Source organism: Flavobacterium sp. RSSB_23 (genome assembly GCF_051547145.1).
Taxonomy (GTDB): Bacteria; Bacteroidota; Bacteroidia; order Flavobacteriales; family Flavobacteriaceae; genus Flavobacterium.
The window spans coordinates 63,494-89,770 of the sequence record NZ_JBPTTO010000002.1 but is presented as its reverse complement, the minus strand read 5'-3'; the positions used below and the strand labels follow the sequence as shown (position 1 = coordinate 89,770).

24 protein-coding genes are annotated in these 26,277 nt (G+C 35.0%); 17 read left to right on the top strand and 7 right to left on the bottom strand.

The window, feature by feature from the left end; genetic code table 11:
• Positions 1-1,065, top strand: a complete 1,065-nt coding sequence (locus ACSVH9_RS03925) for a hypothetical protein (protein ID WP_438062579.1) — start codon at positions 1-3, stop codon at positions 1,063-1,065.
• A 130-nt stretch (positions 1,066-1,195) separates the two neighbouring features.
• Positions 1,196-2,341: an O-antigen ligase family protein gene (locus ACSVH9_RS03920; RefSeq protein WP_438062578.1), complete on the top strand. Its 1,146-nt coding sequence runs from the start codon at positions 1,196-1,198 to the stop codon at positions 2,339-2,341.
• On the opposite strand, the gene ACSVH9_RS03915 is transcribed toward ACSVH9_RS03920, so the two are convergent.
• Positions 2,277-3,383, bottom strand: coding sequence for a glycosyltransferase (locus ACSVH9_RS03915; RefSeq protein ID WP_438062577.1), 1,107 nt, complete (start codon positions 3,381-3,383; stop codon positions 2,277-2,279). The genes ACSVH9_RS03920 and ACSVH9_RS03915 overlap by 65 nt on opposite strands.
• Positions 3,384-3,677: 294 nt before the next feature.
• Between ACSVH9_RS03915 and ACSVH9_RS03910 the strand changes: the two genes are divergently transcribed.
• Genes ACSVH9_RS03910 through ACSVH9_RS03900 form a run of 3 tightly spaced genes read left to right on the top strand, consistent with a single transcriptional unit; the run spans position 3,678 to position 6,814 of the window.
• Positions 3,678-4,661 (top strand): UDP-glucuronic acid decarboxylase family protein, encoded by a 984-nt coding sequence (locus tag ACSVH9_RS03910; RefSeq protein ID WP_438062576.1) that lies wholly within the window; start codon positions 3,678-3,680, stop codon positions 4,659-4,661.
• 25 nt (positions 4,662-4,686) lie between these two features.
• Positions 4,687-6,036 carry an exopolysaccharide biosynthesis polyprenyl glycosylphosphotransferase gene (locus tag ACSVH9_RS03905; protein WP_438062575.1) on the top strand — a complete coding sequence of 450 codons (1,350 nt, stop codon included), beginning with the start codon at positions 4,687-4,689 and terminating at the stop codon, positions 6,034-6,036.
• 1 nt (position 6,037) lies between these two features.
• Positions 6,038-6,814, top strand: a complete 777-nt coding sequence (locus ACSVH9_RS03900; protein ID WP_438062574.1) for a glycosyltransferase family 2 protein — start codon at positions 6,038-6,040, stop codon at positions 6,812-6,814.
• Between the two features lie 145 nt (positions 6,815-6,959).
• On the opposite strand, the gene ACSVH9_RS03895 is transcribed toward ACSVH9_RS03900, so the two are convergent.
• Both ACSVH9_RS03895 and ACSVH9_RS03890 read right to left on the bottom strand, forming a co-directional pair.
• The gene (locus ACSVH9_RS03895) at positions 6,960-7,481 is read right to left on the bottom strand and encodes an ORF6N domain-containing protein (protein WP_438062573.1); all 522 of its coding nucleotides are present in this window, start codon (positions 7,479-7,481) and stop codon (positions 6,960-6,962) included.
• 32 nt (positions 7,482-7,513) lie between these two features.
• Positions 7,514-8,833 carry a phenylacetate--CoA ligase family protein gene (locus tag ACSVH9_RS03890; RefSeq protein WP_438062572.1) on the bottom strand — a complete coding sequence of 440 codons (1,320 nt, stop codon included), beginning with the start codon at positions 8,831-8,833 and terminating at the stop codon, positions 7,514-7,516.
• A gap of 153 nt (positions 8,834-8,986) precedes the next feature.
• Here ACSVH9_RS03890 and purD point away from each other — a divergent pair, with 153 nt between their 5' ends.
• A complete protein-coding gene (purD, locus tag ACSVH9_RS03885; protein WP_438062571.1) occupies positions 8,987-10,261 on the top strand; it encodes a phosphoribosylamine--glycine ligase in 1,275 nt (424 codons plus the stop codon).
• Between the two features lie 77 nt (positions 10,262-10,338).
• On the opposite strand, the gene ACSVH9_RS03880 is transcribed toward purD, so the two are convergent.
• Positions 10,339-10,569, bottom strand: coding sequence for a DUF6341 family protein (locus ACSVH9_RS03880; protein ID WP_438062570.1), 231 nt, complete (start codon positions 10,567-10,569; stop codon positions 10,339-10,341).
• Between the two features lie 146 nt (positions 10,570-10,715).
• On the opposite strand from ACSVH9_RS03880, the gene ACSVH9_RS03875 reads away from it, so the two are divergent.
• A complete protein-coding gene (locus ACSVH9_RS03875; RefSeq protein ID WP_438062569.1) occupies positions 10,716-11,645 on the top strand; it encodes a DUF6427 family protein in 930 nt (309 codons plus the stop codon).
• Here the strand turns inward: ACSVH9_RS03875 and upp are convergent.
• Positions 11,640-12,293: a uracil phosphoribosyltransferase gene (gene upp / locus ACSVH9_RS03870; protein WP_300978608.1), complete on the bottom strand. Its 654-nt coding sequence runs from the start codon at positions 12,291-12,293 to the stop codon at positions 11,640-11,642. The genes ACSVH9_RS03875 and upp overlap by 6 nt on opposite strands.
• An 89-nt stretch (positions 12,294-12,382) precedes the next feature.
• On the opposite strand from upp, the gene ACSVH9_RS03865 reads away from it, so the two are divergent.
• The 4 genes from ACSVH9_RS03865 to ACSVH9_RS03850 all read left to right on the top strand — a co-directional run bounded on the left by ACSVH9_RS03865 (position 12,383) and on the right by ACSVH9_RS03850 (position 17,974).
• Positions 12,383-12,988, top strand: coding sequence for a DUF4254 domain-containing protein (locus tag ACSVH9_RS03865; protein WP_438061383.1), 606 nt, complete (start codon positions 12,383-12,385; stop codon positions 12,986-12,988).
• A gap of 132 nt (positions 12,989-13,120) precedes the next feature.
• Entirely contained in the window at positions 13,121-14,110 is a 990-nt protein-coding gene (locus ACSVH9_RS03860; RefSeq protein WP_438063026.1) for a glycosyltransferase family 9 protein, read from the top strand.
• Positions 14,111-14,345: 235 nt separating this feature from the next.
• On the top strand, positions 14,346-17,129 hold the full coding sequence (locus tag ACSVH9_RS03855) for an outer membrane beta-barrel protein (protein WP_438062568.1): 2,784 nt from the start codon (positions 14,346-14,348) through the stop codon (positions 17,127-17,129).
• 83 nt (positions 17,130-17,212) lie between these two features.
• Entirely contained in the window at positions 17,213-17,974 is a 762-nt protein-coding gene (locus ACSVH9_RS03850; RefSeq protein WP_438062567.1) for a GLPGLI family protein, read from the top strand.
• Between the two features lie 89 nt (positions 17,975-18,063).
• On the opposite strand, the gene ACSVH9_RS03845 is transcribed toward ACSVH9_RS03850, so the two are convergent.
• Both ACSVH9_RS03845 and ACSVH9_RS03840 read right to left on the bottom strand, forming a co-directional pair.
• Entirely contained in the window at positions 18,064-18,372 is a 309-nt protein-coding gene (locus ACSVH9_RS03845; RefSeq protein ID WP_438062566.1) for a hypothetical protein, read from the bottom strand.
• An 88-nt stretch (positions 18,373-18,460) separates the two neighbouring features.
• Positions 18,461-19,513: a 2Fe-2S iron-sulfur cluster-binding protein gene (locus tag ACSVH9_RS03840; protein WP_438062565.1), complete on the bottom strand. Its 1,053-nt coding sequence runs from the start codon at positions 19,511-19,513 to the stop codon at positions 18,461-18,463.
• 141 nt (positions 19,514-19,654) lie between these two features.
• On the opposite strand from ACSVH9_RS03840, the gene ACSVH9_RS03835 reads away from it, so the two are divergent.
• The 6 genes from ACSVH9_RS03835 to ACSVH9_RS03810 all read left to right on the top strand — a co-directional run bounded on the left by ACSVH9_RS03835 (position 19,655) and on the right by ACSVH9_RS03810 (position 26,275).
• On the top strand, positions 19,655-19,990 hold the full coding sequence (locus ACSVH9_RS03835) for a PadR family transcriptional regulator (protein WP_024980561.1): 336 nt from the start codon (positions 19,655-19,657) through the stop codon (positions 19,988-19,990).
• 6 nt (positions 19,991-19,996) lie between these two features.
• Positions 19,997-20,602, top strand: coding sequence for a hypothetical protein (locus ACSVH9_RS03830; RefSeq protein WP_438062564.1), 606 nt, complete (start codon positions 19,997-19,999; stop codon positions 20,600-20,602).
• 9 nt (positions 20,603-20,611) lie between these two features.
• Positions 20,612-21,319 carry a hypothetical protein gene (locus ACSVH9_RS03825; protein ID WP_438062563.1) on the top strand — a complete coding sequence of 236 codons (708 nt, stop codon included), beginning with the start codon at positions 20,612-20,614 and terminating at the stop codon, positions 21,317-21,319.
• 48 nt (positions 21,320-21,367) lie between these two features.
• Positions 21,368-22,828, top strand: coding sequence for a DUF5687 family protein (locus tag ACSVH9_RS03820; RefSeq protein ID WP_438062562.1), 1,461 nt, complete (start codon positions 21,368-21,370; stop codon positions 22,826-22,828).
• A 49-nt stretch (positions 22,829-22,877) separates the two neighbouring features.
• Positions 22,878-23,573: an ABC transporter ATP-binding protein gene (locus ACSVH9_RS03815; protein WP_024980566.1), complete on the top strand. Its 696-nt coding sequence runs from the start codon at positions 22,878-22,880 to the stop codon at positions 23,571-23,573.
• Between the two features lie 86 nt (positions 23,574-23,659).
• A complete protein-coding gene (locus tag ACSVH9_RS03810; RefSeq protein WP_438062561.1) occupies positions 23,660-26,275 on the top strand; it encodes a tetratricopeptide repeat protein in 2,616 nt (871 codons plus the stop codon).
• Positions 26,276-26,277 lie beyond the last annotated feature (2 nt).

Genomic DNA, 26,277 nt, shown 5'->3' with positions numbered 1-26,277 from the left:
ATGTCTTTATTCCTAAAAAAAAACACTGCGGCTTTTTTCCTCCTTTTAGGACTCAATCTTCTTGTGGCTTTTGCTGCTAGTTTTATTTTGCCCAAACGTTTTTATTACGATGCTGCCATAATTGCTTATGATAAAGGAAATGAAATAGGCTATTTTGGAAGTTATCCGTTGACTATTTTGTTTTATAAGATTTCGGGTTTACGGTATTTGCCTTTTGCTGTGATTGCTTTGATTCAGTTTCCTATTCTGATGGGTGTTTTGTACAAAATTGGTGTTCCGAGCACGTTCGAGAAGATTACCATCAAGAATGTTTTGACTTATCTTGCTTTTAGTATGATGGCAATTTTTATGGCGATGCCTTCTAAGGAGTTTATTACTTTTTTGTACCTCTCGGCAATAGTTTTTTTATTTCAGAAAAGGCTATTTTCTTTTCAGAAAACATTGTTTGTAGCCCTGTCTCTTTTTGTTTTTTTTGGAGCGATGTATAGACCATATTTTGCCTTATTACCGATAGTTGCTATGGGAATGTATTGGGTTACTTGTATCAAAATTCCTAATCGAACTTTTGCTACCTTGTTTTACGGAATTGCAATAATTATTTTTTTGTCATTGAGTTATGGCTTGGTACAAGGGCATTTTTTTTCGGAGCAAAGTCGAGAGCTTATTAATAGTGTTCGAATGGGGTCTGTTGATGCTAATTCTAGTATTGTTTCTCCGGTAAAAACAGACACTTGGTATGGTGAAATCATAGGGATTTTGTATGGTTTTTTTACGGTAAATGTTCCGCTTAATGGATTGAAATATATTTTTTCTCCACAGATTTTATTGTTTGTAATTTGGCAGTTATTCCTGTTTTATATTTTATTGGTTCGATTGGCTCGTTGCATAAAAGACAAAAAAGAATATGTTTACGAGTTATGGATACTTCTTTTTGTTTTCTCTTTTTTTATACTTCAAGGCGTTTTTGAACCCGATTTAGGATCAGCGATTCGTCACAAAATGGGTGTTTTCCCACTAATCTATTATGCTCTTTATTATGACCATTTCCGAAAAGCACTTCAATAAAATTTTTTCTTTTTTTTTGGTCGCGATTGCTTGTACCTTAATTTTTAGAAAGCCTTGTACCTGGTTAATTTTTGCTTTTGCGATTTTTAATATACTCTATTTCAAGAAAACGCAGTGGTCTAAAAAGGCCTTGATTTTATCAGGTATCATCGCCTCTCCATTTTTGTTAGAATTAGTGCTTTTTTGGAACAATGATTCTTTGGCTCAAGGCCTTAAATCAATCGAAAAAACGACGGCATTGGTCTTATTTCCATTGTTTATATTGGGGAATTACCAAAGAATATCTTTTCTAAAATTGTTGCGGTATTATGTAAATGGTACGACCTTAGTAGTGATTGTTTTTACACTTCGGTTTGTATTTGTTTTTCCGGAGTATGTCACTAAGTATTGGCATGGAGTTCACCTTTGGGAAATGGGTTATGTTTTTGCCAATTCTATCGGAATTCATGCCCCAGCACTCAACATGCATTTGGCTTTTGTGAGTATAGCGGCTTTGTATTTGTTATTGCAAAGTTGGCAAATGAGAAAAGATAAAAGCGTTGTTTTTTTAACTTCTATTGTATTTGCTTGCTCTTTTTTCTTTGTTCTTTTGGTCAATACTCGAATGGCATTATTCAATGTATTGGTAGGCTATTTATTTGTAGTGTTCTCGTTCTTTTTAGCTCATTTTAATTTAAAAAAAATGATACTGTATAGTCTATGTATTGGTGGAGTGGTAGTGGGGATTTTTATGCTTTTTGTTCAAAAAAACCCTTATATGAAAGAAAAATACAGTTCGGTTACTTTTGCTTATATGGACAAGGTTGGAAAACTAGACGAAATTGATCACCCCGAAATAAAGGTTTTTAATTCTTTGGTAACCAGAGTTTCTATTTGGAAATCCGCGTGGGAATTATCGTTGCAACATTTGCCCTTTGGTGTAGGCTCATCGGATGGAAAACCAGAATTAGTGAAGTATTTTAAACAAACCCATCAGCATTTTTTAGCAAAATATGCTTTTCCTACACACAATCAGTTTCTTGATTTTTTACTCAAATTTGGTGTTTTAGGGCCGCTTGTAGTGCTGCTTTATATTGGTACGATTGGCTATTTGGGAATCGATTTGAAAAATGCTTTGATTTTTTCTTTTTTCTTTCTTTTTTTCACGTCGAATTTGACCGATGATTTTTTATTGCGTTTTGATGGAATTACGTTCAGCGGCTTTTGGTTTTCTATTTTTGGGAGTCTTTGGTTGCAGCAAAAAAATACTGTTCGTATAGCTTCGTTAGAGCCTTAAAATTCTTGGTGGTATCAAATAAATTTTTGCATCTTTCTTCAGCATTATTGCCTAATCGGGCTCTAGCAATTGGGTCTTCAAGGTTTTTGAAGTGGGTGGTTAATTCTGATATTTCTTGAAATAAGAAACCTGTCTCGTTGGGAACAACCGTATCTTTATTACCATTTATTTTTGTCGCAATTACGGGTTTCATTAATGCCATAGCCTCAAGAACCGCTATAGGTAATCCTTCCCAAAGGGAGGTTTGAAGGTAAACATCCAATGCATTTATTTGCTCATACACCTGTTTTTTTTCTAAAAACCAACCGGTAATTTTGATATTTGGAGCTGTAATTTGATTTCGTTCTTCTCCATCGCCAATCCACACAAATTGATACTCTGGGAATTGCAAGGCAATGGCATTGAATAGTTTGGGATTTCTAGCGGCAGTTATTCTGCCTGATATACCAATGGTTAGCTTGGTATTCGAAATAGGTTGAAGATATTTCTGGATCGTGGTTATGTCTATACCATTTCGAATCATTTCGGCTTTTCCTAGTTGTTTTGCCAAATCAAACTCAGAGTCGCCACAAGCGATAGTGATTCCTCCGAAGATTTTTTGGAAGTATTTCTCAATACACCAATACATTTTTTTGGAGAAGAAAGAAATGTCAGTACGTTGAAAAGCATAACCGTGCGGCGTATAAAAAACTAATGGTTTGATGTTTAGAAAGCAGCAAGCGATTCTTCCCAAGACACCAGCTTTGGAGGAATGCAAATGGACCACATCGGGTTTGATTGCTTTAAGTTCACGGATTATGGTTTGTATGGCTTTAAGGTCCGAAATTGGATGGATTTCTCGTTTCATCACCACTTTTTTGTTTGGGAGGGTTGCAAACAATTGGGTTACTTTTTGAGGATCGATTTCTTTGCGGTTATCGCTGTAGAGGATGAAAGTTGGCACTTTTTGACGGATATCTTCTTTTTCGAAATGATGGGTTAGATCTTCAAAATAGGTATAAACGCCTCCGCCTAATGCTTCGATGATATGTACAACTTTCAAATTTTTATTTTTTGTCTGGGGAAGCAAAAATAAAGTATTCTAAAGAACTTATACCATCATTGCGATACAATTAATGGAAAAATGTACCCAAAAAAACTAGTTGTTGCGCTGTAGCCCCGGGAGTAGCGGCATCCTTTGCTTTTTTCTTTTAAAAAGCAAAGATACAGCGGATCACGGGACGATGCAGCCAAAAAAGCCTTTGCTGGCTGCTTCGAATTTAAAAAGAATGAGGGGGGGTGTAAGGGAATTTTCTTCAAATCAACTACATTTGTTATTGAATAATATGCAAAAAGAATGAAAAGAATACTTATCACTGGAGCCGCAGGATTTTTAGGATCACATTTGTGTGATCGTTTTATTAAGGAAGGATATCACGTAATTGGGATGGATAACTTGATTACTGGAGATTTAAAAAATATCGAGCATTTATTTAAATTAGAACATTTTGAATTTTACCATCACGATATTACCAAGTTTGTGCATATTCCCGGTAATTTAGATTATATTTTGCATTTTGCTTCACCAGCAAGTCCTATTGATTATTTAAAAATTCCGATTCAAACCCTAAAAGTGGGTTCATTAGGCACTCACAATTTATTGGGATTGGCTAGAGTTAAAAAAGCCCGAATTCTTATCGCATCCACTTCAGAGGTATACGGAGATCCTTTAGTACATCCACAGACGGAGGAATATTATGGGAATGTCAATACCATTGGTCCTCGTGGTGTGTATGATGAGGCGAAACGTTTTCAGGAATCGATTACGATGGCGTACCATACTTTTCACGGAGTTGAAACTAGAATTGTTCGTATTTTCAATACTTACGGACCCAGAATGCGTCTCAATGACGGGCGTGTAATTCCAGCATTTATTGGACAAGCCATTCGAGGCGAAGACTTAACTATTTTTGGCGATGGGATGCAAACGCGTTCGTTTTGTTATGTAGACGATCAAGTAGAAGGCATTTTTAGATTGTTGCATTCAGATTATGTATATCCCGTAAATATTGGAAATCCAGATGAAATTACGATTAAAGATTTTGCCGAGGAAATCATCAAACTAACGGGCACTTCTCAAAAAGTGGTGTACCATCCATTGCCAATAAATGATCCTTTGCAGCGTCAACCAGATACTACCAAAGCCAAAGAATTATTGGGTTGGGAAGCCAAAGTGAATCGTGCAGAAGGGATGAAAATTACCTATGATTATTTCAAATCGCTATCCAAAGAAGAGTTATCTAAGGAAGAACACAAGGATTTTTCGAAATATATTTTTTAATTCCAAAGCCTCATTCTCATCATCAGTGAAGACCAAAACCGGTAGATATTCAGGATACATTCGACCCTTTTCCTATGTTTTGGACTGTGGAATCATTTTAGTAGCGGCTATTTATTGTACCGATTTACCATTGCTGTCGTATAATCCTATTGCTTTGATTATGGCTTGGTTGGTTATTGCATCGACCTTAGGGTTTTATGAAGTATATCGGTATACTAAAGTTATTGCTATTCTGAACTGCGCTTTCAAGCAGTGGATGCTATTTTCACTGTTTTCGTTTGCCGTAATTTTTATCAATAACCCTAGTGCAAGTATTCAAAAGACGCTCTTTTTTAGTTCAATTATCATTGCGGTGGTATTGTTTTTTAAGTTGGCGATTTATTTTTTTCTGCAAAAATTCAGAGTACTTTTTGGAGGTAATTTTAGAAAAGTGGTCCTTTTAGGTAGTGCAAAAAACATTGCGCCATTGCAGCATTTTTTTACCGAAAACCCAGATTATGGTTATGTGTTAGAAAAAGTATTCGACTTAGAACATCATCGGAAAGATCATATTATAGAGAGTTGCGAGTATGTTTTAACCCATAAAATCGACGAGATGTACTGCGCGATGGACGACTTGAGCCAGAGACAAATCTCGGACTTGGTTGATTTTGCAGACAATAACTTGAAAACCTTGAAATTTATTCCCAACGAAAAACAAATCCTTTCTCGCAACTTTACCTTCGATTATTACGATTACATTCCAGTAATTTCGCTGCGAACCATTGTTTTGGATAGCGCATTGAATAAAGGAATTAAAAGAGCTTTTGATTTAGTATTTTCATTGCTGGTTATCATTGGGATTCTGTCTTGGCTCACCCCAATTTTAGCGATTATCATCAAATTAGAGTCTAAAGGCCCCTTGTTTTTTGTTCAAAAAAGAAACGGACTCAACTATCACGAATTTGATTGTTACAAGTTCCGTTCTATGAATTTGAATCCAAAAGCCCATATTGAGCAAGTTTCCAAAAACGACCCTAGAATTACTCGGGTAGGACGATTTTTGCGAAAAACTAGCATCGACGAATTACCGCAATTTATTAATGTTTTTTTGGGACAAATGTCGGTAGTGGGGCCAAGACCACATATGGTGAGCCATACCGAAATGTATGCGCAACGCGTTAATAAGTTTATGGTGCGTCATTTTGTTAAACCGGGCATTACAGGATTGGCGCAAACCAAAGGATATCGCGGCGAAGTAGAAAAAGAAACGGATATCATCCACCGAGTGAAATATGATATTTTTTATATGGAAAACTGGTCGATTTTGTTGGACATCAAAATCATTTTTATGACCATTTTCAACACCATCAAAGGCGAAGATAAAGCGTATTAATATGGAGAAACTAGTTTCTATAATCATTCCAACCTACAATTCAGCCGATTTTATTGCTGATACGCTTGCTTCGGTACAACAACAAACGTATCCGCACTGGGAAGTAATTTTGGTAGACGATGGCTCAACAGATGCAACGCTCGCCATCGCTCAAAATATCGCTCAAACCGACCACCGCATTCGTATTTTCCAAAATCCAATCAATTCCGGAACCGGTGTTACACGCAACAATGCCCTGCATTATTCACAAGGCAACTACATTGCTTTTTTGGACGCCGACGATTTATGGAAACCTAATAAGTTGGAACGGCAGCTTCAATTTATGCAGGAACAACAACAGCCATTTACTTTTTCTTTTTACGAATGCATTGACGAAGCAGGAAATCCATTGCATAAACTAGTCGAAGCCCCCAAAAATCTATCGTATCGTCAATTGTTTTTTTGCAACTATGTGGGCAACTTGACAGGCATTTACGACGCAGATTTTTTCGGAAAAATCGCCATTTCTTCCATACGAAAGCGTCAAGATTGGATGCTTTGGCTCACCATTCTCAAGAAACTGAAAAGCGCCAAACCCGTTCCCGAAAGTCTGGCCTATTATCGCATTCGCAACAACTCCTTATCGGCTTCCAAGGCCGCCTTATTGCAACACAACTTTGCCGTTTATCGCCAATTTCATCGGTATAATTTTGTGGTGGCTTTGTTCATTATGCTCGGCTTCTTGTTCACACAGTTACTCATAAAACCTAGGTATATCAAAAATGTAGTTACTGTTTAGGAGCAGAAACAATAGGTTTTATCAGCTAGCATCGTCCCGTGATACGCTATATCTTTGTTTTTTTAAAGAAAAAAAACAAAGGATGCCGCTCCTCCCGGGGCTAAAAGGAGAGATTTAGCCTATTTGTTGGCAACCAAAAAACGATTTATTTTTTATATCCAATCGTTGTTCTCTTGGGTTCGTTCTCTTTCTTCTCAGTCAACTCATCCAAATACGAAAAAACCAATTCAATATTTTTGTCGTGATTTTCTAGTTTTTTCTTAATCTGCAGGATGTCGATTTTTAATTCTGTAGTGTCCAAAAGCATTTGTCTTACTTTGGTAAATATGCGCATAATTTGGATATTCACTTGAATGGCTTTATCGCTTTTTAAAACGCTCGATAACATCAAAACGCCGTGTTCGGTGAAAGCCGATGGTAACTTTCTGCTTCCTCCCCAACTTGAAGTCACAATTTGTGACTTCAAGTTTTGGAATTCAATTTCAGTTAATTGAAACATAAAATCTTCGGGAAAACGTGACATATTACGTTTAACGGCTTGATTTAATACTTTAGTTTCGATGCCATAAAGTGCAGCCAAATCACGATCCAGCATCACTTTTTGGTTACGGATAAAGTATATTTTGTTAGCAATAGTTTCTTCCGAAAGTAGCGAATTGATAGTCATAGGTTCTCTTTTGAAAACACTAATATACGATTTTATTTACTTTTTAAAAATGAAGTAAACTGCTTCAATTTGCCACGATGGCTTCGTTCAAGCTTTTCTTTTCGAATGAAACTAAAAATCAATCCACTTTCTAAATACAAGGCTATCGCACTTTCAATTTTTTGAATTTGTGCTGTGGTCAATTCGGTTGGACTCACATATTCAATTTCAAACGAATCGATTTGGGTTTGTTTGATGATAAATTCCTTGATAGTACCGTCGTCTTCTATGATGCTTTTGGTTACGTAATAAAAAGTCAGCCCCGGTGATTTTTTTCCACTTGGTAATTGTGCCACATCATTGGTTCGCCCAATTAGTTGTGTGAGAATAGGTTTTTTTGCAGTGCTTTTTTCATCCAAAACACCAATGTCACCCAAGTCATAGCGAATAAAAGGATGCGCTTTATTGAAAAGAGAAGTAATCACAATTCGTCCAGGAGTTCCATTCGGAACCGCTTGGTTGTTCTCGTCCAAAATTTCTACAAACAAGGTTTCAGCGTTGACTTGCCATTCTCCGTCTTGATTTTCAAAGGCAATCAAGTCCAACTCAGAGGCGCCGTATTCATTAACTACTGGGATTCCAAATTGTTTTTCTAATAAGGTTTTGTCTTCTGGAAAAAGCATTTCTGAAGTGACCATACACACCTTTAGCGTTGGGCAAATCGTTTTGAGCACCTTGTTTTTTTGCTGTAAAAATTTGGCAAACAAAACAATCGAAGAGGTATAGCCATTGATATAATCAAATTTTTTGGTCTCGAATTGTTTCAAAAATCCTTCTAAAATGGTATCCGATAAATCAAAAATCGGAAAGCGATATCGATGACTCAAAAAGTCTTTGAGTCGTTCTTTTCTGTAGCCCAAAAAATCCATCGGAATGCCGTAAAATCTGGCTTGATAAGAGCTGTTAAAATCGATACCGTGCCAACCGAATCGTGTAATATTCGATGCCCAAGTTAGCGCATGGGCGTATTTGTCTTTGGCAAAAACAAAAGGAGTTCCACTTGAGCCGGAGGTTTTATTGAGATAAACATTTTTGGTTGTAAAGCCTTTCGACAAACGTTCCGCCAATGGTTTTTGAAGATGATGTTTGTTCAAAACAGGTAAATCGTTCCAGTTTTCAATGGTTGTTTTGCCAACCAATGTTTTATAAAAAGCATTGTTCTCTAAATGATACGCCACAATTTCCTTCTTTTTTTTGGCTAAAAAGACCTGGTGTTCGGTATCGGATAATTTAAAAATGGTATCCAATTCCAATTCTGCTTCACGAATCGGAAAACCATTTAGGCGAAGGGTTAAATTAAAAAGACGAAACATTGCATAAAATTTTATCAAAAATAAACTATCTAAGTGGGCATAGGTAGATATACACGAACTTTTTACAATTAAATTATTTTTTACGTTCAAAAGCAATTATTTTTGCACCACTTCTTCAATAGGAGAAAAATCAACACAATAAACAACTACAACATGAATATTTTACTATTAGGTTCAGGCGGAAGAGAACACGCTTTTGCTTGGAAAATGACTCAAAGTCCACTTTGTGACACGCTATTTGTAGCGCCTGGAAATGCAGGAACAGCAACGATAGCAACCAATTTAGATTTTAGCGCTACAGATTTTGAAGCCATCAAAACCGTGGTGATAAAAGAAAACATAGAGATGGTAGTCGTAGGACCAGAAGACCCATTAGTAAAAGGCGTGTATGATTTCTTTTTGAATGATGCCGATTTAAAACACATCCCTGTTATTGGTCCTTCAAAATTGGGAGCGCAACTTGAAGGAAGTAAGGAATTCGCCAAAGAATTCATGATGAAGCATCAAGTTCCTACTGCAGCTTACGATAGTTTTACAGCCGAAACAGTTGAAAAAGGGTGCGAATTTTTAGCAACACTACAACCGCCATACGTTCTTAAAGCCGATGGATTAGCTGCTGGAAAAGGTGTTTTAATCATTCAGGATTTAGCCGAAGCCCAAACCGAATTACGCAATATGTTGGTAGGCCAAAAGTTTGGCGCTGCGAGTTCAAAAGTAGTTATCGAGGAGTTTTTGGACGGAATTGAATTGAGTTGTTTTGTACTAACCGATGGTAAAAGTTACAAAATTTTGCCTACCGCCAAAGACTACAAACGCATTGGTGAAGGAGACACAGGATTGAATACTGGCGGAATGGGAGCGGTTTCTCCTGTGCCTTACGTAGATGCTGTTTTGATGGAAAAAATCGAAACTCGAATTGTACAACCTACTATTGCTGGTTTGCAAAAAGATGGCATTCCGTACAAAGGTTTTGTATTTATTGGTTTGATTAACGTGAATAACGAACCTATTGTAATTGAGTATAATGTTCGTATGGGTGACCCAGAAACAGAAGTAGTGGTACCACGTTTGAAATCGGATATAGTGGAGTTGTTTTTGGCAGTAGCCAATGAAAAACTAGACGAATTCAATTTAGAAGTTGATGAAAGAAGCGCTACTACAGTAATGATAGTTTCAGGAGGTTATCCAGAAGATTTCGAGAAAGGGAAAGTAATTTCAGGTTTAGAAAACGTAGAAAACTCTATTGTTTTCCACGCGGGTACCAAATTAGACAACGGAGCTGTTGTTACTAATGGTGGACGAGTGATGGCTATTACTTCTTACGGAAATACTTTTCAAGAAGCTTTGCAGCAATCTTATGACAATGTATCTAAAATTCAATTCGAGAAAATGAATTATAGAAAAGATATAGGATTTGACTTAGTGTAAAAGTCTCCATAGAAAAGCCCAGTAGTAAAACAGTAACTACTGGGCTTTTTTTATTTTAGCCGTAAAATAGAAATAAACTATTTTAAGAAAGAATGTGCAGTCGTGTCTTGGTTTTCAGTTCCTGCTTCGTCAAAAATTTGTAATTGTTTAATCCAATATACAATGGCAGCAGAACAAATAATCATAAAAATCCAGTTGATTAAATTGGCACCAAACCAAGAAATAAGTTCAAATTCACGTAACAAATCTAGTGGTTTGAATAAAATGTCTACAAACAAGAATTGTATTGCTTCGAAAAATGCTTTCATAATTTATTAAAATTAATGGTGTGTTGGGTTTATAAGAGTAGCGAAAGAGTCAAAGCAATCAAAAAAATGAAGAATCTTTAGTCACTTGCGCAATTCCTTTTTAAACAAGTATTATATTTACAGTCACAAAAGTATAAAATATCCTTATGATTACAAGTGTTTTTAAAAAATCTACACCATTAAATTATTCGTTAGTAGTAATTTTAATGTTGTTTTTCTTTTTATTGTATCAATTTCAAGATTTGGCTTGGTTCAAATCTCTGTTGTTGATAACACAAAAGGTGTTTATTTTTCTGCTTTTGGTAGGAACACTTTTTGTTGTTAATTTTATTTGCAAAAAGAATGGACTCAGCAAAGACAGTACCTACACGGTTTTCTTCTTTTTGTTGTACTTGCTTTTCTTCCCTTCATTGTTTGATAATTTGAAAATTGTTGCGGCTAATGTTTTTTTGCTTTTAGCTCTTAGACGATTACTTTCTTTACAATCCTTAAAAGCTTCGAAGGAGAAAATTTTTGATGCCGCTTTATGGATTTTGATTGCCTCAATTTTTCAACCATGGTGTATTTTGTTCATTGCGTTGGTATTTATATCGGTGCTTTTTCATGTATCTAGCGATTATAGAAATTGGTTTTTACCTTTCATAGCATTATTGGCGGTAGCGATTGGTTTTTTGGTTTTCCTTACTTTTGAAAATACTACAGTAGAAGAATTTTGGTTAAATAAGTTGTATGTAGATCCTGCATTAAATTATTTTACAAATAACTATCAAAATTGGGCTTTCTCGATTTTTATGACAACGGCTCTTTTTTTTCTAATAATTATGTTATTATCCTATGCGAGTAAACCTCAGTTGTTGCATAGCTCTTACAAAAAGCTGATTGCATTTTTTGTAATTGCGATAGTTGTTTTTTTTATTTCACCTGATAAAAATAACGATGTATTGCTTTTTGCTTTTGCGCCATTGGCCATTATGGGAACCAATGCCCTAGAAGTCTTTCAGCAGCAGTTAAAACAAGAATTAATTTTAGGAGTTTTGATTGTTTGCAGTTTGTTTACTTTTTTTACACAATTATAATTTAGTGCCGTAAGCCAAATCGCCAGCATCTCCTAGTCCAGGAACGATATAACTTTTTTCGTTTAATTTCTCGTCGATGGCCCCAATCCACAAATGACAAGTGCTAGGTAAATGTTCTTTTAAGTAAGCGATTCCTTCTGGCGCAGCAATAACCACCGCAATGTGAAGTGCGGCTGGTGTTTTCTTTTCAACCAATTTTTTGTAAACCGCAACAATAGATTGTCCAGTGGCTAGCATTGGGTCAACAAGAAGCACGTTTTTGCCTTCAATGTCGGCTACGGCTTGGTATTCGACTAAAATATCAAAGTAATCATCATTATTCGGATGATGACGATAGGCAGAAATAAACCCATTTTCGGCAGCATCAAAGTAGTTCAAAAAACCGTGATGCAAGGTTAATCCAGCTCGAAGTATGGAGCAAATTACTAGGGGATCTTTGATTTTTGTGGTAGCTTTTGTTCCCAGTGGAGTCGAAATGGAAACGTCTTCATAGGATACTACTTTGCTTAATTCATAGGCCATAATTTCGCCAATACGTTCAATATTTCTGCGAAAACGAAGGCTGTCATTTTGAATGGAAACATCGCGGATTTGTGCTAAAAAATGATTTAAAACACTATTTGATTCCGATAAATTATGGATTTGCATGATAAGCGAATTTGAAATTTAATTTTTGTAAAATTTTGAATACTATAAAAGTATAAAAAGTATCTTTGTCTTTTTAAAATTTAAAAGATATGTTTTCAAAATTAGCGTATTCCGTATTCGAGCAAAGCATCAAAGATTATCATCAATTTGATAGTGTTGATCAACCGATAAATAATCCTTACCCAAAAGAAAAATTCGAGCATTTATTATACTTGAAAAACTGGATAGACACTGTACAATGGCATTATGAAGACATCATCCGTGACCCGAATATCGATCCAGTAGCAGCTTTGACATTGAAAAGAAAAATCGATGCATCTAATCAAGAACGTACCGATATGGTAGAATACATCGATAGTTATTTTCTTCAAAAATACAGCGGTGTAGCGGTAAAAGATTCAGCAAAAATCAATTCTGAAAGTCCAGCTTGGGCATTTGACCGTTTATCTATTTTGGCTTTGAAAATTTATCATATGAACGAAGAAGCTACTCGTGCTGAAGCTTCTCAAGAACACAGAGACAATTGTCAAACCAAGTTAAACGTACTTTTGGAACAAAGAACCGATTTGTCTACAGCCATCGACGATTTGTTGCAAGACATTGAAAACGGTGACAAATTCATGAAAGTGTACAAACAAATGAAAATGTACAACGACGATGAATTGAACCCAGTTTTATATCAGAATAAAAAATAAAAATATATTAATTCTTCATTAAAGGAAGTAAGAGCGTTAAGTACCACTTAAAATTCTTATTTCCTTTTTTTTATAAAAGTTATTTCATTGTCTAGTACTATACAACATATCGCGATTATTCGACTTTCGGCTATGGGAGACGTGGCGATGACCGTACCCGTTATTCGTGCTTTTGCTCAGCAGTATCCCAAAGTAAAAATTACGATGGTCTCTCGACCTTTTTTTCAACCTTTCTTTGAAGGCATTCCAAATCTTACTTTTTTTGCGTTTGACGAAAAAGTAAAACACAAAGGATTTTTGGGACTAGTACGTCTTTTTCGTGAGTTGCATTCACTTAAAATAGATGCTTTTGTAGATTTACACAATGTACTTCGTTCTCAGGTCGTGCGAACCCTTTTTAAGTTATCTGGTAAGCAAGTGGTAGCCGTAGATAAAGGCAGAGCTGGCAAAAAAGCCCTAACACGTCCTGAAAAAAAGGTTTTCAAACCTCTGACGACGATGTTTGAAAGACATCGCCAAGTTTTTGAAGAACTGGGTTTTACTTTAGATTTGTCCAATCCTATCTTTCCTGAAAAAGCAGTTTTATCCGATGAAATCTTGAAAATCATTGGGAATCCGAATCAAAAATTAATTGGAATTGCTCCTTTTGCACAATATGAATCGAAAGTCTATCCTTTTGACTTAATGGAGGAAGTCATTTCAAAATTAGCAGCCAATCCAGAGCAAACTATTTTGCTTTTTGGTGGCGGGAAAAAAGAAAAAGAGCTGTTGGATGCTTTGGCTAAGCCTTTTGGTAATGTAATCAATATAGCAGGAAAAATCAAGTTTACACAAGAATTACAATTGATTAGTAACCTTGATGTGATGTTGTCTATGGATTCTGGTAATGCACATATAGCTGCGATGTTGGGCGTAAAAGTCATTACGCTTTGGGGAGCAACCCATCCTTATGCTGGTTTTTCGCCCTTTAACCAACCCTTAGAAAATGCCTTGGTTGCTGATAGAAATTTGTATCCAAAGTTACCCACTTCGGTGTATGGCAATAAAAAAGTAGAAGGCTATGAAGACGCTATGCGAACGATTGCCGTTGATTCTATTTTAAAAGCTTTGAAATTGTTATAAGTCAGTAAATTAAGTTGCATTCTTAGTTAAACCTAATATTTCCTTAGTGTTTTTATTGAAAGAATAATTTTATCAATTTTTTAACTAATAGCTTTTAATTAATTCGTATTAAAAATACTACTTTGGCTCCCTGTGAGTTTGCTCTTACAAGTAAGAGTAAAATCTAAGAGAATAGAGTATTTTTTGAGATGCTTTGTTATCGTGAAATTTTAATACAATTAAACAGAAACTATTTATGCAAAGAATTACAGGATTAATTACAATTTTGTTTTTATGTTCATTTCCAGTCTTTTCTCAACAAGCACATCTCTCGGGTACTCTAACCGATGGAAATGAAAAAGCACCCGTTTACAATTCAGTTGTTGCTTTATTAACTCCAGTAGATTCTATTTTATATAAGTTTACCCGTTCCGATAAAAAGGGAAATTTTAATTTTAAAAATGTAAAAGCAGGAAACTATATCCTGATGACTTCACATTATCAATATGCCGATTATATAGATCCTATAATTATTAAGGAAAACGAAAATAAATTGGAAACAATTGCTTTGAAAAGCAAGATAGAACTGCTCCGCGAAGTGGTTATCAAAACAGGTTCGATTAAAATCAAAGGGGATACTACCAGTTACAGAGCAAGTGATTTTGTTGTTAGTGAAAACGCAAATGTAGAAGAACTTTTAAAAAAATTACCTGGAATACAAGTAGATAAAAATGGAACCATAAAAGCTATGGGTGAGACGGTGCAAAAAGTTTTGGTAGATGGTGAAGAATTTTTTGGAGATGACCCAGGTATGGCGGTAAAAAACTTACGAGCCGATGCAGTAAAAGAAGTACAAGTTTTTGATAAGAAAAGTGATCAAGCCGAATTTACAGGAATAGACGATGGTAACACTAAAAAAACAATTAATTTAAAATTAAAAGAAGATAGGAAGAAAGGATATTTTGGTAAAATTGACGGAGCCAACGAACCTTTTACAGATGCTGATTCCCGATACAATACTAATCTTATGTTTAGTAGTTTTAAAGGCAAAAGAAAACTATCTGCATTTTTATTAAACGGAAATACAGGTCAAGATGGACTGGGTTGGGAGGATAGTGAGAAATTTGGATCTCGCGATGACAGTTTCAGTATGAATATGGATGATGATGGAAATGTAAATTATGAATGGATAGGCGATAATAACGATGGTGAACCATACGTAGATACTCAAAATGGATTTATCAAGAACACCAATGCAGGATTACAATACTCTAATAAGTGGAATGAAAAACAAAATTTGAATGTATCTCCAAAATTCAATAAGCAAATTTATACTAATAATAGTAGTAGACTTTCTCAATCACAAGTTGGAGATACGCAATTGAACGTAGATGAGACGACAGTGACAAATGTAAATCGAAGTAATTTTAAACTCAAAGCTATTTATGATGTAAAATTAGATTCAGTAAACTCCTTGAAAATTACAGCGAACTCAAATTTTTATGATACAGAAAGTGATGAATTTACAAACGGTACAACAACAGGAAGTGATGGAATATTGAAAAATAAACAACAGCGAGCTTTTACCACAAATTCAGATAAGGCAGTTTTGTTTGCTAGTGTTTTGTTTAAACATAAATTTGCTAAACCGCGTCGTACTTTTACTGTAAATAGTAGTTGGAATATGATGAATACCAACTCAAATAATTTTTTAAAGTCCTCTAATGAGAGTTATGTGAATGGTGTTTTTGACACAAAAAATGAAGTAGATCAAAATAAAATAGGAGATAAAACAACTAAAAACTTTTCAGCTAGTTTTAGTTATTCTGAACCTATTGCTAAACAATTTTCACTTCAGTTTGCTTATCAAATTGCTTTTGATAAAGGTAAAAACAACTATTTTACTTATGATTATTCAGCAAACACAGGACAGTACGATCAATTGGTAGCTTCATTGTCAAATGAATTTGACCAAGCAATAATTACGCACAGACCCAATTTAAAATTGAGTTACAATGCAAAAAAAATCAATTATAGTATAGGAAGTGGTTTTGGTTTTACTTCTTTTGATTTGTTGGATAAAACAATGAATAAAGAATACAAACGCAGCTACACTAACTTTTTTCCATCGGCAAGTTTCTCCTACAAGTATAAAAGCAATAGCAACTTAAGGGTTAATTATTATGGGAGAACCATTCAGCCTACTCTAGATCAATTACAACCATTAAGAAATAATCAAGATTTTTTTAATCAAACGTTAGGGAATCCAGATTTAAAACAATCTTTTAATAATAGAATAGAAATTTTTCAGAGTAGTTACGATATGTTGACGGAAACTCAATTCTATCAAGGAATTTATTTTAACACAACCACTAATGCCATTATCTATAGTAGTATAATAGATCCAGAATCAGCTAAAACCATTTCTAAACCTATTAATACCAATGGAAATTTCTCAGGAAATTTTTATTTAGGATACGGATTAAAAATCAAGAAACTAGATGTAAGAGCTGATTTCAGTCCATTTTTTGGTTATATTAAATCAGCACTTAGTATTAATACTATAATGGGTAGTTCTGAGAATTTAAACACTGGATTTTCGGTTTATTTAAGTAAGTCCAAACAAAAGAAATATGATATAAACTTAAGTAATAGGTTTACATATAATCGCAACAGTACTACTCAAAACAATGAAATCAAATCGTTTAACACTAATACTTTGAGCTTAGATATGGGTATTTATTTTGCAGAAAAATGGAAACTATCTACAGATTATAGTTTAAATACAAGACAAAAAACGGTTGATTTTCAAGACAATCTAACCAATCAATTGTGGAATGCTAGATTACAACGTACTTTTAAAAACGACGAATTTACGGCCTATTTTATGGTACGCGATATTTTGAATCAAAACATAGGCATACAAAGAAATATTTCCGGAAACACCATTAGTCAGGAACAAAACGATAGGCTAAAAAGATATGCTATGATAGGTTTTACCTGGAATTTTAAAAATAAAGGTGAAACAGAAAAAAAATAGACTAAAGGCTAATTAGGTTATAATAAACAGAAATTTTAATAAAAATTCTATCATCTGTAATCTTAACTCACAACTTAAAAACAATGAAAACAATACTTTTTTTTATAACGGCACTCTTTTTTACAATAACATCAACTGCTCAGCAATTTGTAGATAAAGCTGTAATTGAATACGAAGTAAATACCAATCTAAAAAAGACGATGAGCAACGATAGCTGGGATGAGATGATGAAGGACAATCTTTCGGACCTTAAAATTTCTTATTTCAACTACACTTTTGCCGATAATAAAAGTGTATTTAAATTTGATAGATGGAGTCCAAAAACAAGAATTCCAAAATACCTTAAAGATTCAGATGAAGAAAACAGCTGGTATTTTGATTTTAATTTAGGAATATTCAATATGCAAAAGCAAATTATAGGAACTAATTTTGTTGTATCTGATAGTATTCCAAAAATTGAATGGAAGATTACGAACGAAAACCGAGAAATTGCGGGATATAATTGCAGAAAAGCGGTTGGTAAAATATTTGATGACGTCTATGTATTTGCATTTTACACTGATGAAATTACGATTTCTGGTGGTCCAGTTTCAATAAGTGGTTTGCCAGGTATGATTTTGGGGCTTACTATTCCAAGGTTATATACTTCTTATGTAGCTACTAAAGTAGATGTTTCAGTTAAAGATTCTACTATTATAAAGCCCATTGCAGCCAAAAAAACATATGACGTGATAGGTTTAAAATCGTTGATGGAAGAGAAAACAAAGGAATGGTTTACCTATGGTGAGGATAAAGAAGAAAACAAAAGGCAAAAAAACATATTCTTGTGGAATGCTTTTTTATAGTAATCAGTAATAAAAATTCCAAATCCCAGAAGTTATAGTTCTTGGAATTTGGAATTTTTTTATTGTGATTTGATGAATTTGGAATTTCATCATAAATAAATCTTTTCGTCTCGACAGCGTTCTAGGATATACCTTTTCAAATTCGAAATTGTAGCTTGATAATTCGGAGCTTCGTAACCAAAACGCTCGTGTTCCATTTGTTCTTTTTCGATAGCGTTGCAGCCTTTGAGCACTTCTTTCAGCATATCGAGCATTGCCAATTCTTTGTTCTTGGCTTGTTGAAATTTGAATTCCACAATTTCATCTTGCAAGGCCTCGCAATAGTCCATCAATTCTACCACTTCAGGTTCGTCCAAAAGATAGTCTTTGTTTTTAAAAATTTCACGTATCGATTTCATAAAACGCGGCTAATTTCAATTCCAACAATCAATAATAGTATTCACAATAGCGACTGACGACCAAGGACTGACCACTGAATACTATCTATTACACATCATCAAAATCCACACGAAGTGTTGAAGAAGTTGGATAAGCTTGGCAACTTAGAATCAAACCTTCGGCAATTTCATCATCAGAAAGAATTGAATTTTTCTTCATTTCGGCAGTACCTTCTGTGATTCGACATAAACAGCTGCTGCAAATTCCACCCTGGCAAGAATAAGGAGCATCGATACCCTGTTTAAGAGTCGCTTCGAGTAGGGTTTGTTTGGCCGACATTTCGAAAGTAGTTTCTTCGTCGTCTACCAATACGGTAATAGTAGTGTGACCATCTACAGCTGCAGAAATTGTTTTTTCTTGCGTAGAAGAAGTAAACAATTCAAATTTAATAGCTGATTCTTTTACATTTTTCTCTTTTAAGATAGTAGAAACGGTTGTAATCATTTCTTCTGGACCGCACAAAAAGTACTTGTCAAAATTCAAAGCGGCGTGTTTTTGCGTAAGCACAGCGTTCACAACCGATTTGTCAATTCGTCCAAAAAAGCCTTCTCCAGCGTGTACTTTGCTGTAAACGTAATGTACGAAAAGACGTCCAACATATTGCAATTGCAAGTCGTGTAATTCTTGATAAAAGATGGTTTCTTCAGGAGTTTTATTACCGTAAACCAATACAAAAGAACTTTTTGGTTCGCTTTTTAATACCGATTTTAAGATAGAAATTACAGGAGTGATTCCGCTACCTGCTACAAAAGCGGCGTAGTTTCTTTGACGCTCGGCATCGGGAGTGAAGGTGAATTTCCCCTCAGGTTGTCCTACTTCGAGTACGTCTCCCGCTTTTAATCGGCTAGTAGCAAATTGAGAAAACAGTCCATTTTTTACCGCTTTTACGGCAATACGCAACTCGCCACTTTCAGGAGCAGAACAAATAGAATAGGCTCTACGAATCTCTTGATTGTCTAGGGTTAAACGCAAGTTAAGGTATTGTCCTGCGGTAAAAGTATAATTGGATTTAAGTTCTTCTGGGACATTAAAAAGTATAGAAACGGCGTCTTTGGTTTCGCGTTTTACTTCTTTGATGAGGAGTTTTAAAAAGGAAGGCATAATTTGATTTTTTTTACAAAGATAGCAAAGACCATAACTTGGATAGCGCAACCGATTAAAATTTTTATACCTAATTTTGTTATGTATAAGAATCTTATGTATATTTGAATTTCAAAAACAGATTTTCTAATCCTTCAAAATATGAAAAACTCACAGTTATACAAAGGCAGTCTCAACACCATTATTATGAAGTTGTTGGAAGAGAATGGCAAAATGTATGGGTACGAAATTACCCAGAAAGTAAAGGCGTTAACGCAAGGGGAATTGACCATTACAGAGGGCGCTTTGTATCCAGCGTTGCATAAATTGGAAGCGGAAGGATTACTTGATGTAGAGATAGAACGAGTAGACAACCGCTTGAGAAAGTATTATAAACTCACCGAAAAAGGAACCACAGAAACCGTTAATCGATTGGCAGAATTGGAAGATTTTATCCGAAATATGCAAAGTTTAGTGAATCCAAAATTAGAATTTTAGTGCGTTATGGTAGTTTTAAATCAAGAACAAATAAGATTTATTGATGATTATTTACAAGGTTCTAAAGTGCGTTATGTTGATGTGCGTTCCGAATTAACGGACCATATCGCTACAGCTGTAGAGCATAAAATGCAAGACGAAGCGCTGGATTTTTATGAAGCTTTTAAAGCGTTTATGGCAGTCAATAAACAACAGTTATTGCAAAGAAATAATGCAACTTTTGCTTATTTCAAAGAAGCTATTGTTAGTTTTTGTCCCACATTATGGCATCCGATAACCTTAATTTTTGGTGGTATGTTGCTTTTTTTAATGGGGTATTTTGATTCGATTTTATCGCTTCAAGGAATTCATTACGCCTGTTATTTTTTGATTTTGTGTTTAGGATTAACGCAAAGAATGTACTTCTCTTTGGTAATGAAAAAACACTATTTGCGATTAGAGTATTTGAATTACGCTTTGATGACAATTTATTTTTTAAGTGCTATGCTCAATGGTTGGTTTGATGGTTTTAAAGGAAACGCTATAACTCTTTCAATAAGCATAACCTTGTTTTTTGCCTACAGTCGTTACGCTTTTGCTACTATTCAGAAATTTAAAACCAACCGAATTTAATTATTTACTATGAAACTAACCACCGAACAAATAGACCAATTATATACATTCACACGCCAACATTATGTAGAATGGTATGATCTCCAAACGGAATTAGTAGATCATTTGGCCAATGCTATTGAGGAACAATGGCAAGAAAATCCCAAGCTTACGTTTGACCAAGCCTTACAAAACGAATTCAAAAAATTTGGCGTTTTTGGCTTTATGGATGTGGTGGAAGGTAAACAACGATTTTTGCAAAAAAAATACAATCAGATTGTTTGGGCTATCGTAAAGACTTTTTTTACGCTGCCCAAAATTATGGGAACAATTGGCGCCACGGGCTTACTGTTTTTGTTACTAAAAGCAAGTCAGTACAACGGCGATTGGGTGTTGCTTTTCTATGGGTTATTGGTTGTTTTTGCTTTTTATGGAATGATTTCAAATCGGTTGAAACGCAAAAAACAAATTCAGAATCAAGAAAAACGTTGGTTGTTTGAAGATATTTTAAACCAATATGGGACTTTTGCAGGCGCGATTGTTTTGCCGCTAAATATCTTTTTACAACTCTTTAATCGGGCAGAACATTATTTGGATAACACCTATGTTTTAGGTTTCGCCAGTTTCTTTTTGGTACTGATGACTATTTTGATGTATGTTATCTTTTTTGAAATTCCGTCACAGTCTAAAAAATACCTTTTACAAACCTATCCAGAATATTCTTTGGCTAATTTGTAACGTTTTATATCTTTTGTTTACTTACTCTTCAACTAAACCCAAATAACTATGTTTTTACGTTTTATTTACCTCGAGTGGAAAGCCTTTTTGCGTTCAGCTTCCTTTGGAACGAGCTTGGCGATGCGAATTTTAATGGGCTTTTTGATTGCTTATTTTACCTTGTTGTTTTTAGTGCTAGGAATTGGGAGTTTTTACGCCCTTAAGAAAATGAATTTAGACCCATTAGTAACGATTAATAAATTTTTGGTCTACTATTTTCTGTTTGATTTGGCCTTTCGATTAATGCTTCAAAAAATCCCTGTGCTCAATATTCGTCCTTTACTAGTGTTACCGATTAAGAGACCTACGATTGTGCATTTTTCTTTAGGAAAGACAGCCTTATCTTTTTTCAATATTTTGCACGCTTTTCTTTTTATTCCTTTGAGTGTCGTTTTGATTTATGAAGGGTATGATGTGGCATCTGTAGTGTATTGGCATTTGGGTGTTTTTGCCTTGGTGTACATCAATAATTTTTTGAATATTATATTGAGTAATAAAGACCAATTATTTGGTATTTTTCTTGCGATTCTTGCAGTGCTTGGTGGATTACAATATTACGGTTATTTTGATGTAACGCTATACAGTGCTCCTTTTTTTGAGGCTTTATTTCATACTGTAGGACTGTTTCTTATCCCATTAGTAATCTTAGGATTATTGTACTATTACACCTTTGTTTATTTCAAAAACGAATTATATCTCGATGCTGGTTTGGCAGTAAAAGGTGAAATCGCTAAAACCGAAGATTTTACTTGGTTGAATCAATTTGGAACTTTGGGTACCTTTTTAAAGAACGACATCAAGTTAATCAAAAGAAACAAACGTTCTAAAACAACGGTTCTTATGAGTGTGCTGTTTTTGTTTTATGGATTGATTTTCTTTGGCAATCCAACACAGCCTCAAGTGATGTACATATTTGCAGGGATTTTTGTTTCGGGTGGCTTTTTGTTCACATTTGGTCAGTTTGTACCGAGTTGGGATAGTTCGTATTATCAATTAATGATGACGCAAAATATTCCGTATCGTGGCTATTTGAATTCCAAATGGTGGTTAATTGTAATAGCAACTTTTGCTTCTACGATTTTGGCTAGTTTCTATCTTTATTTTGGGTGGCAAGTATATTTGACCATTGTGGCTGGCGCGATTTACAATATTGGAATCAATTCACATTTGGTCTTGTTGGGAGGTGCTTTTACGAAAACGCCAATCGATTTAACACAAAGCCAAGGCGCCTTTGGAGACAAAAAAGCCTTCAATGCCAATACGATGCTGCTTTCTATTCCTAAATTGGTTTTGCCTTTGCTTTTGTATGGTTTGGGGAAATATTTTGGTGGACAAGAATTAGGTTTGGCTTTTGTTGCTCTTGCAGGAGTTATTGGCTTTGCCTTGAGAAACTGGGTATTCCTTCAAATTGAAAAAATTTACAAAAGAGAAAAATACAAAACCATTGCGGCTTACAAACAAAAAAGCTAATTTAAAGAATACCTTCTAACCTCTAATTTCTAACTTCAGACTTTTCATTATGATACAAGTACAAAACCTTTCAAAATCATACAACGGAACCACCGTTTTAAAAATAGACCAATTAGAAATTCCAAAAGGAGAAAGTTTTGGATTGGTCGGAAATAATGGTGCTGGAAAAACCACTTTTTTCAGTTTACTACTTGATTTAATTCACCCAACCACCGGGGCTGTTATTAATAATGGTGTTCAAGTGAATACCAGCGAAAGTTGGAAACCTTTTACAGGTTCCTTTTTGGACGAAAGCTTTTTGATTGGGTATTTAACCCCTGAGGAATACTTTTATTTCATTGGTGATTTACGCGGACAAAACAAAGCCGATGTTGATGCTTTATTGGCAAAACACGAAGAGTTTTTTAATGGTGAAATCCTAAAGAATAAAAAATACCTGAGAGACTTGTCTAAAGGAAATCAAAAGAAAGTTGGGATTATCGCAACTTTAATTGGCAATCCCGAGGTCGTTATTTTAGATGAACCTTTTGCCAACTTAGACCCAACGACCGTAAACCGATTAAAAAAAATCATAAAAGAATTGGCTCAAAATCCAGACGTAACCGTTTTAGTTTCTAGTCACGATTTGTTGCATACCGTTGAAGTTTGTAACCGAATTGTAGCTTTGAACAAAGGGGAAGTAGTGAAAGATATTCAAACATCAACTGAGACTTTAGCCGAGCTAGAAGCGTTTTTTGCGGTTTAAATTCGAATATTTCAAAAAGAAACGTATTTTTACCAGTCATTATACTAAAATGATGTTTTTCAAGTTAAATGATAAAACGTTTCCTATTGAAGACTACCGGTTGTAAGCCTTTTTATCCCTTATTTTTATTCATTTTCTTGATAGCGTGTTCTACCAAGAAGAATACTTTTTTGGCCAGAAATTCGCACGCCTTGAGTACGCGTTATAATATTTTATATAATGGTCAAATTGGTTTAGACAAAGGTGTAAATGGGCTTACATCGGGTAATAAAGATAATTTTTGGGAGTTGTTACCCATTGAAAGAATGCAACTTTCGGAAAGTACAACAGCTGAAGATAAACCCAAAAATGCCGATTTTGAATTGGCAGAAACCAAGGCCACCAAAGCCATTCAAAAACACTCTATGAATATTGGTGGGCGAGAGGTCAATTATCAAATGGACGAAGCGTATCTTTTGCTTGGGAAAGCGCGTTATTACGACCAGCGTTTTGTACCAGCTTTAGATGCTTTTAACTATATCTTGTACAAATATCCCGAAAGTGATAAAATATACGAAGCTAAAGTTTGGCGCGAAAAAACCAATATGCGCTTGGGCAACGATGCTTTAGTGGTAAAAAATATCAACAAATTACTCAAAGACGAGGAATTCAAAGACCAACCTTTTGCAGATGCCAATGCCCTTTTGGCTGAGGCCTTTTTGAATTTAGAACAAAAAGATAGCGCCGTTGCAAAACTCAAAATCGCGGTAGATTATACTAAAGTAAATGAAGAAAGAGCTCGTTATCGCTTTATCTTGGGACAATTGTATCAAGAATTAGGAAAAAGAGACAGCGCGCTTTTTTGCTACGATGCAGTAATTGATATGAATCGCAGTGCTAAGAGAGAGTATACTATTCAGTCCTACGCTCGAAAAGCCCAATTATTTGATTACGAAACTGGTGACCCCAATGCTTTTGTAGCCATTTATAACGAACTAATGGAGGACCGAGAGAACCGCCCTTTTTTAGATGTGATTTACCACAATATGGGATTGTTTTATGACAATTATAAAAAACCAGATTCGGCTACCATTTTCTATAAAGCTTCTCTAAAAGCACGGCCTAAAGACCCTTATTTAGAAGCATCCAATTATAGAAACATTGGAACTATTTATTTCAAGGGAACCAATTATCCTTTGGCAGCCAAATACTATGATAGTACTTTAGTAAAGCTTAATCCCAAAACAAGAGAATTTTATAAAATTCAAAAAAAGCGTAAAGATTTAGACGAAGCCATTCGATTAGAAACTAGCACCAAAAGAAATGATAGTATTCTAAATGTTTTGGCGTTATCTCCTACTGAAAGAAATGCCTACTATGAAAAGCATATCGTTGCCATTAAAAAGCAAGATTCTATAAAGCTAGTTAAAGAAGAAATACAAAAGCAAAAGTTAGCTAATATAGAGCGCAACTTAACGGCTTCTAGTGCAGACCCAGGAGCTGTAGCGACAGGCCCAGGTTTGCAAAACAAAGCGGCCTATTTACCCCCAAGTGATAACCAACAAGCGGAGGCGACCAACACTTTTTATTTTTATAACCCAAAAACGGTGGCTTTCGGAAAGTTAGAATTCAAAAAAATGTTTGGAAATCGTGCTTTGGTTGAGAATTGGTTATTCTCTAATGTGAAGAAAGGAGCCAATGATACAGCAGAAGAAGTCACGGTTGATGAGGAGCTGACCTCTCAGAAAAGTAGTGAAGAACCGCGTTACACTTTGGCTTATTATTTAAATCAATTGCCTGCTCAATCTTCTGCAATTGACAGCATCACCAAAGAAAGAAATACAGGATATTACCAATTGGGTGTAGTTTACAAAGAAAAATTCAAAGAGTATGAATTGGCAAGTACTAAATTGGAACAATTACTAAGTTTTCATCCTGATGAAAAACTGATTCCTCCTACTCAGTACAATTTGTATAAAATATACGAAATCACAAATAAAGCCAAAGCCGCAGCCGTTAAGAATGCGATTACGGCTCAATTTCCTGATTCGAGATATGCCAAAATTATAAATGACCCAACTTTTGATGGAGCCAAAGACAAAGATTCTCCAGAGAACAAATACAAGGAATGCTACGAATGGTTTAAAGACGAAAAATTTGCTGCAGTAATTGCGCGCTGCAACACGATGATTAATCAGTTGACGGGAGAAGAAATTGTCGCCAAGTTTGAGTTGCTCAAGGCGAATGCGTTGGCTAAAACAAAAGGATTGCCAGCCTACAAAGAAGCGATGCAATACGTTGCAGACACCTATGCCAATACCGAAGAAGGGAAAAAAGCAGAAGAGATTATCACCACACAAATTCCTATTTTGGAACGAATGGCTTTCAGTACGGTAGATAACAAAAAGTGGAAGATTATCTTTAGAATTCCTATCGATGATTACAAACAAGAACGAGCAATCGAAAAGCAAGTTTTGGAATTTATGGCCAAAGAAAATATAGAAAATCTATACTATACTTGTGATAATTATACCGACAAAGAACGAATCTTATGTATACACGGATTCCAATCAGAAGTGTATGCCAATGATGTCTCGGTGATTTTTAATAAAAAAGGTTCGCCTTCAGAGGTGCAGAAGGCGATTACTATAAGCGAGGAGAATTACAAGATTGTTCAAATGAAAAAGAATTTAGACGCCTATTTAGCCCCAAAAACGCCCTAAAC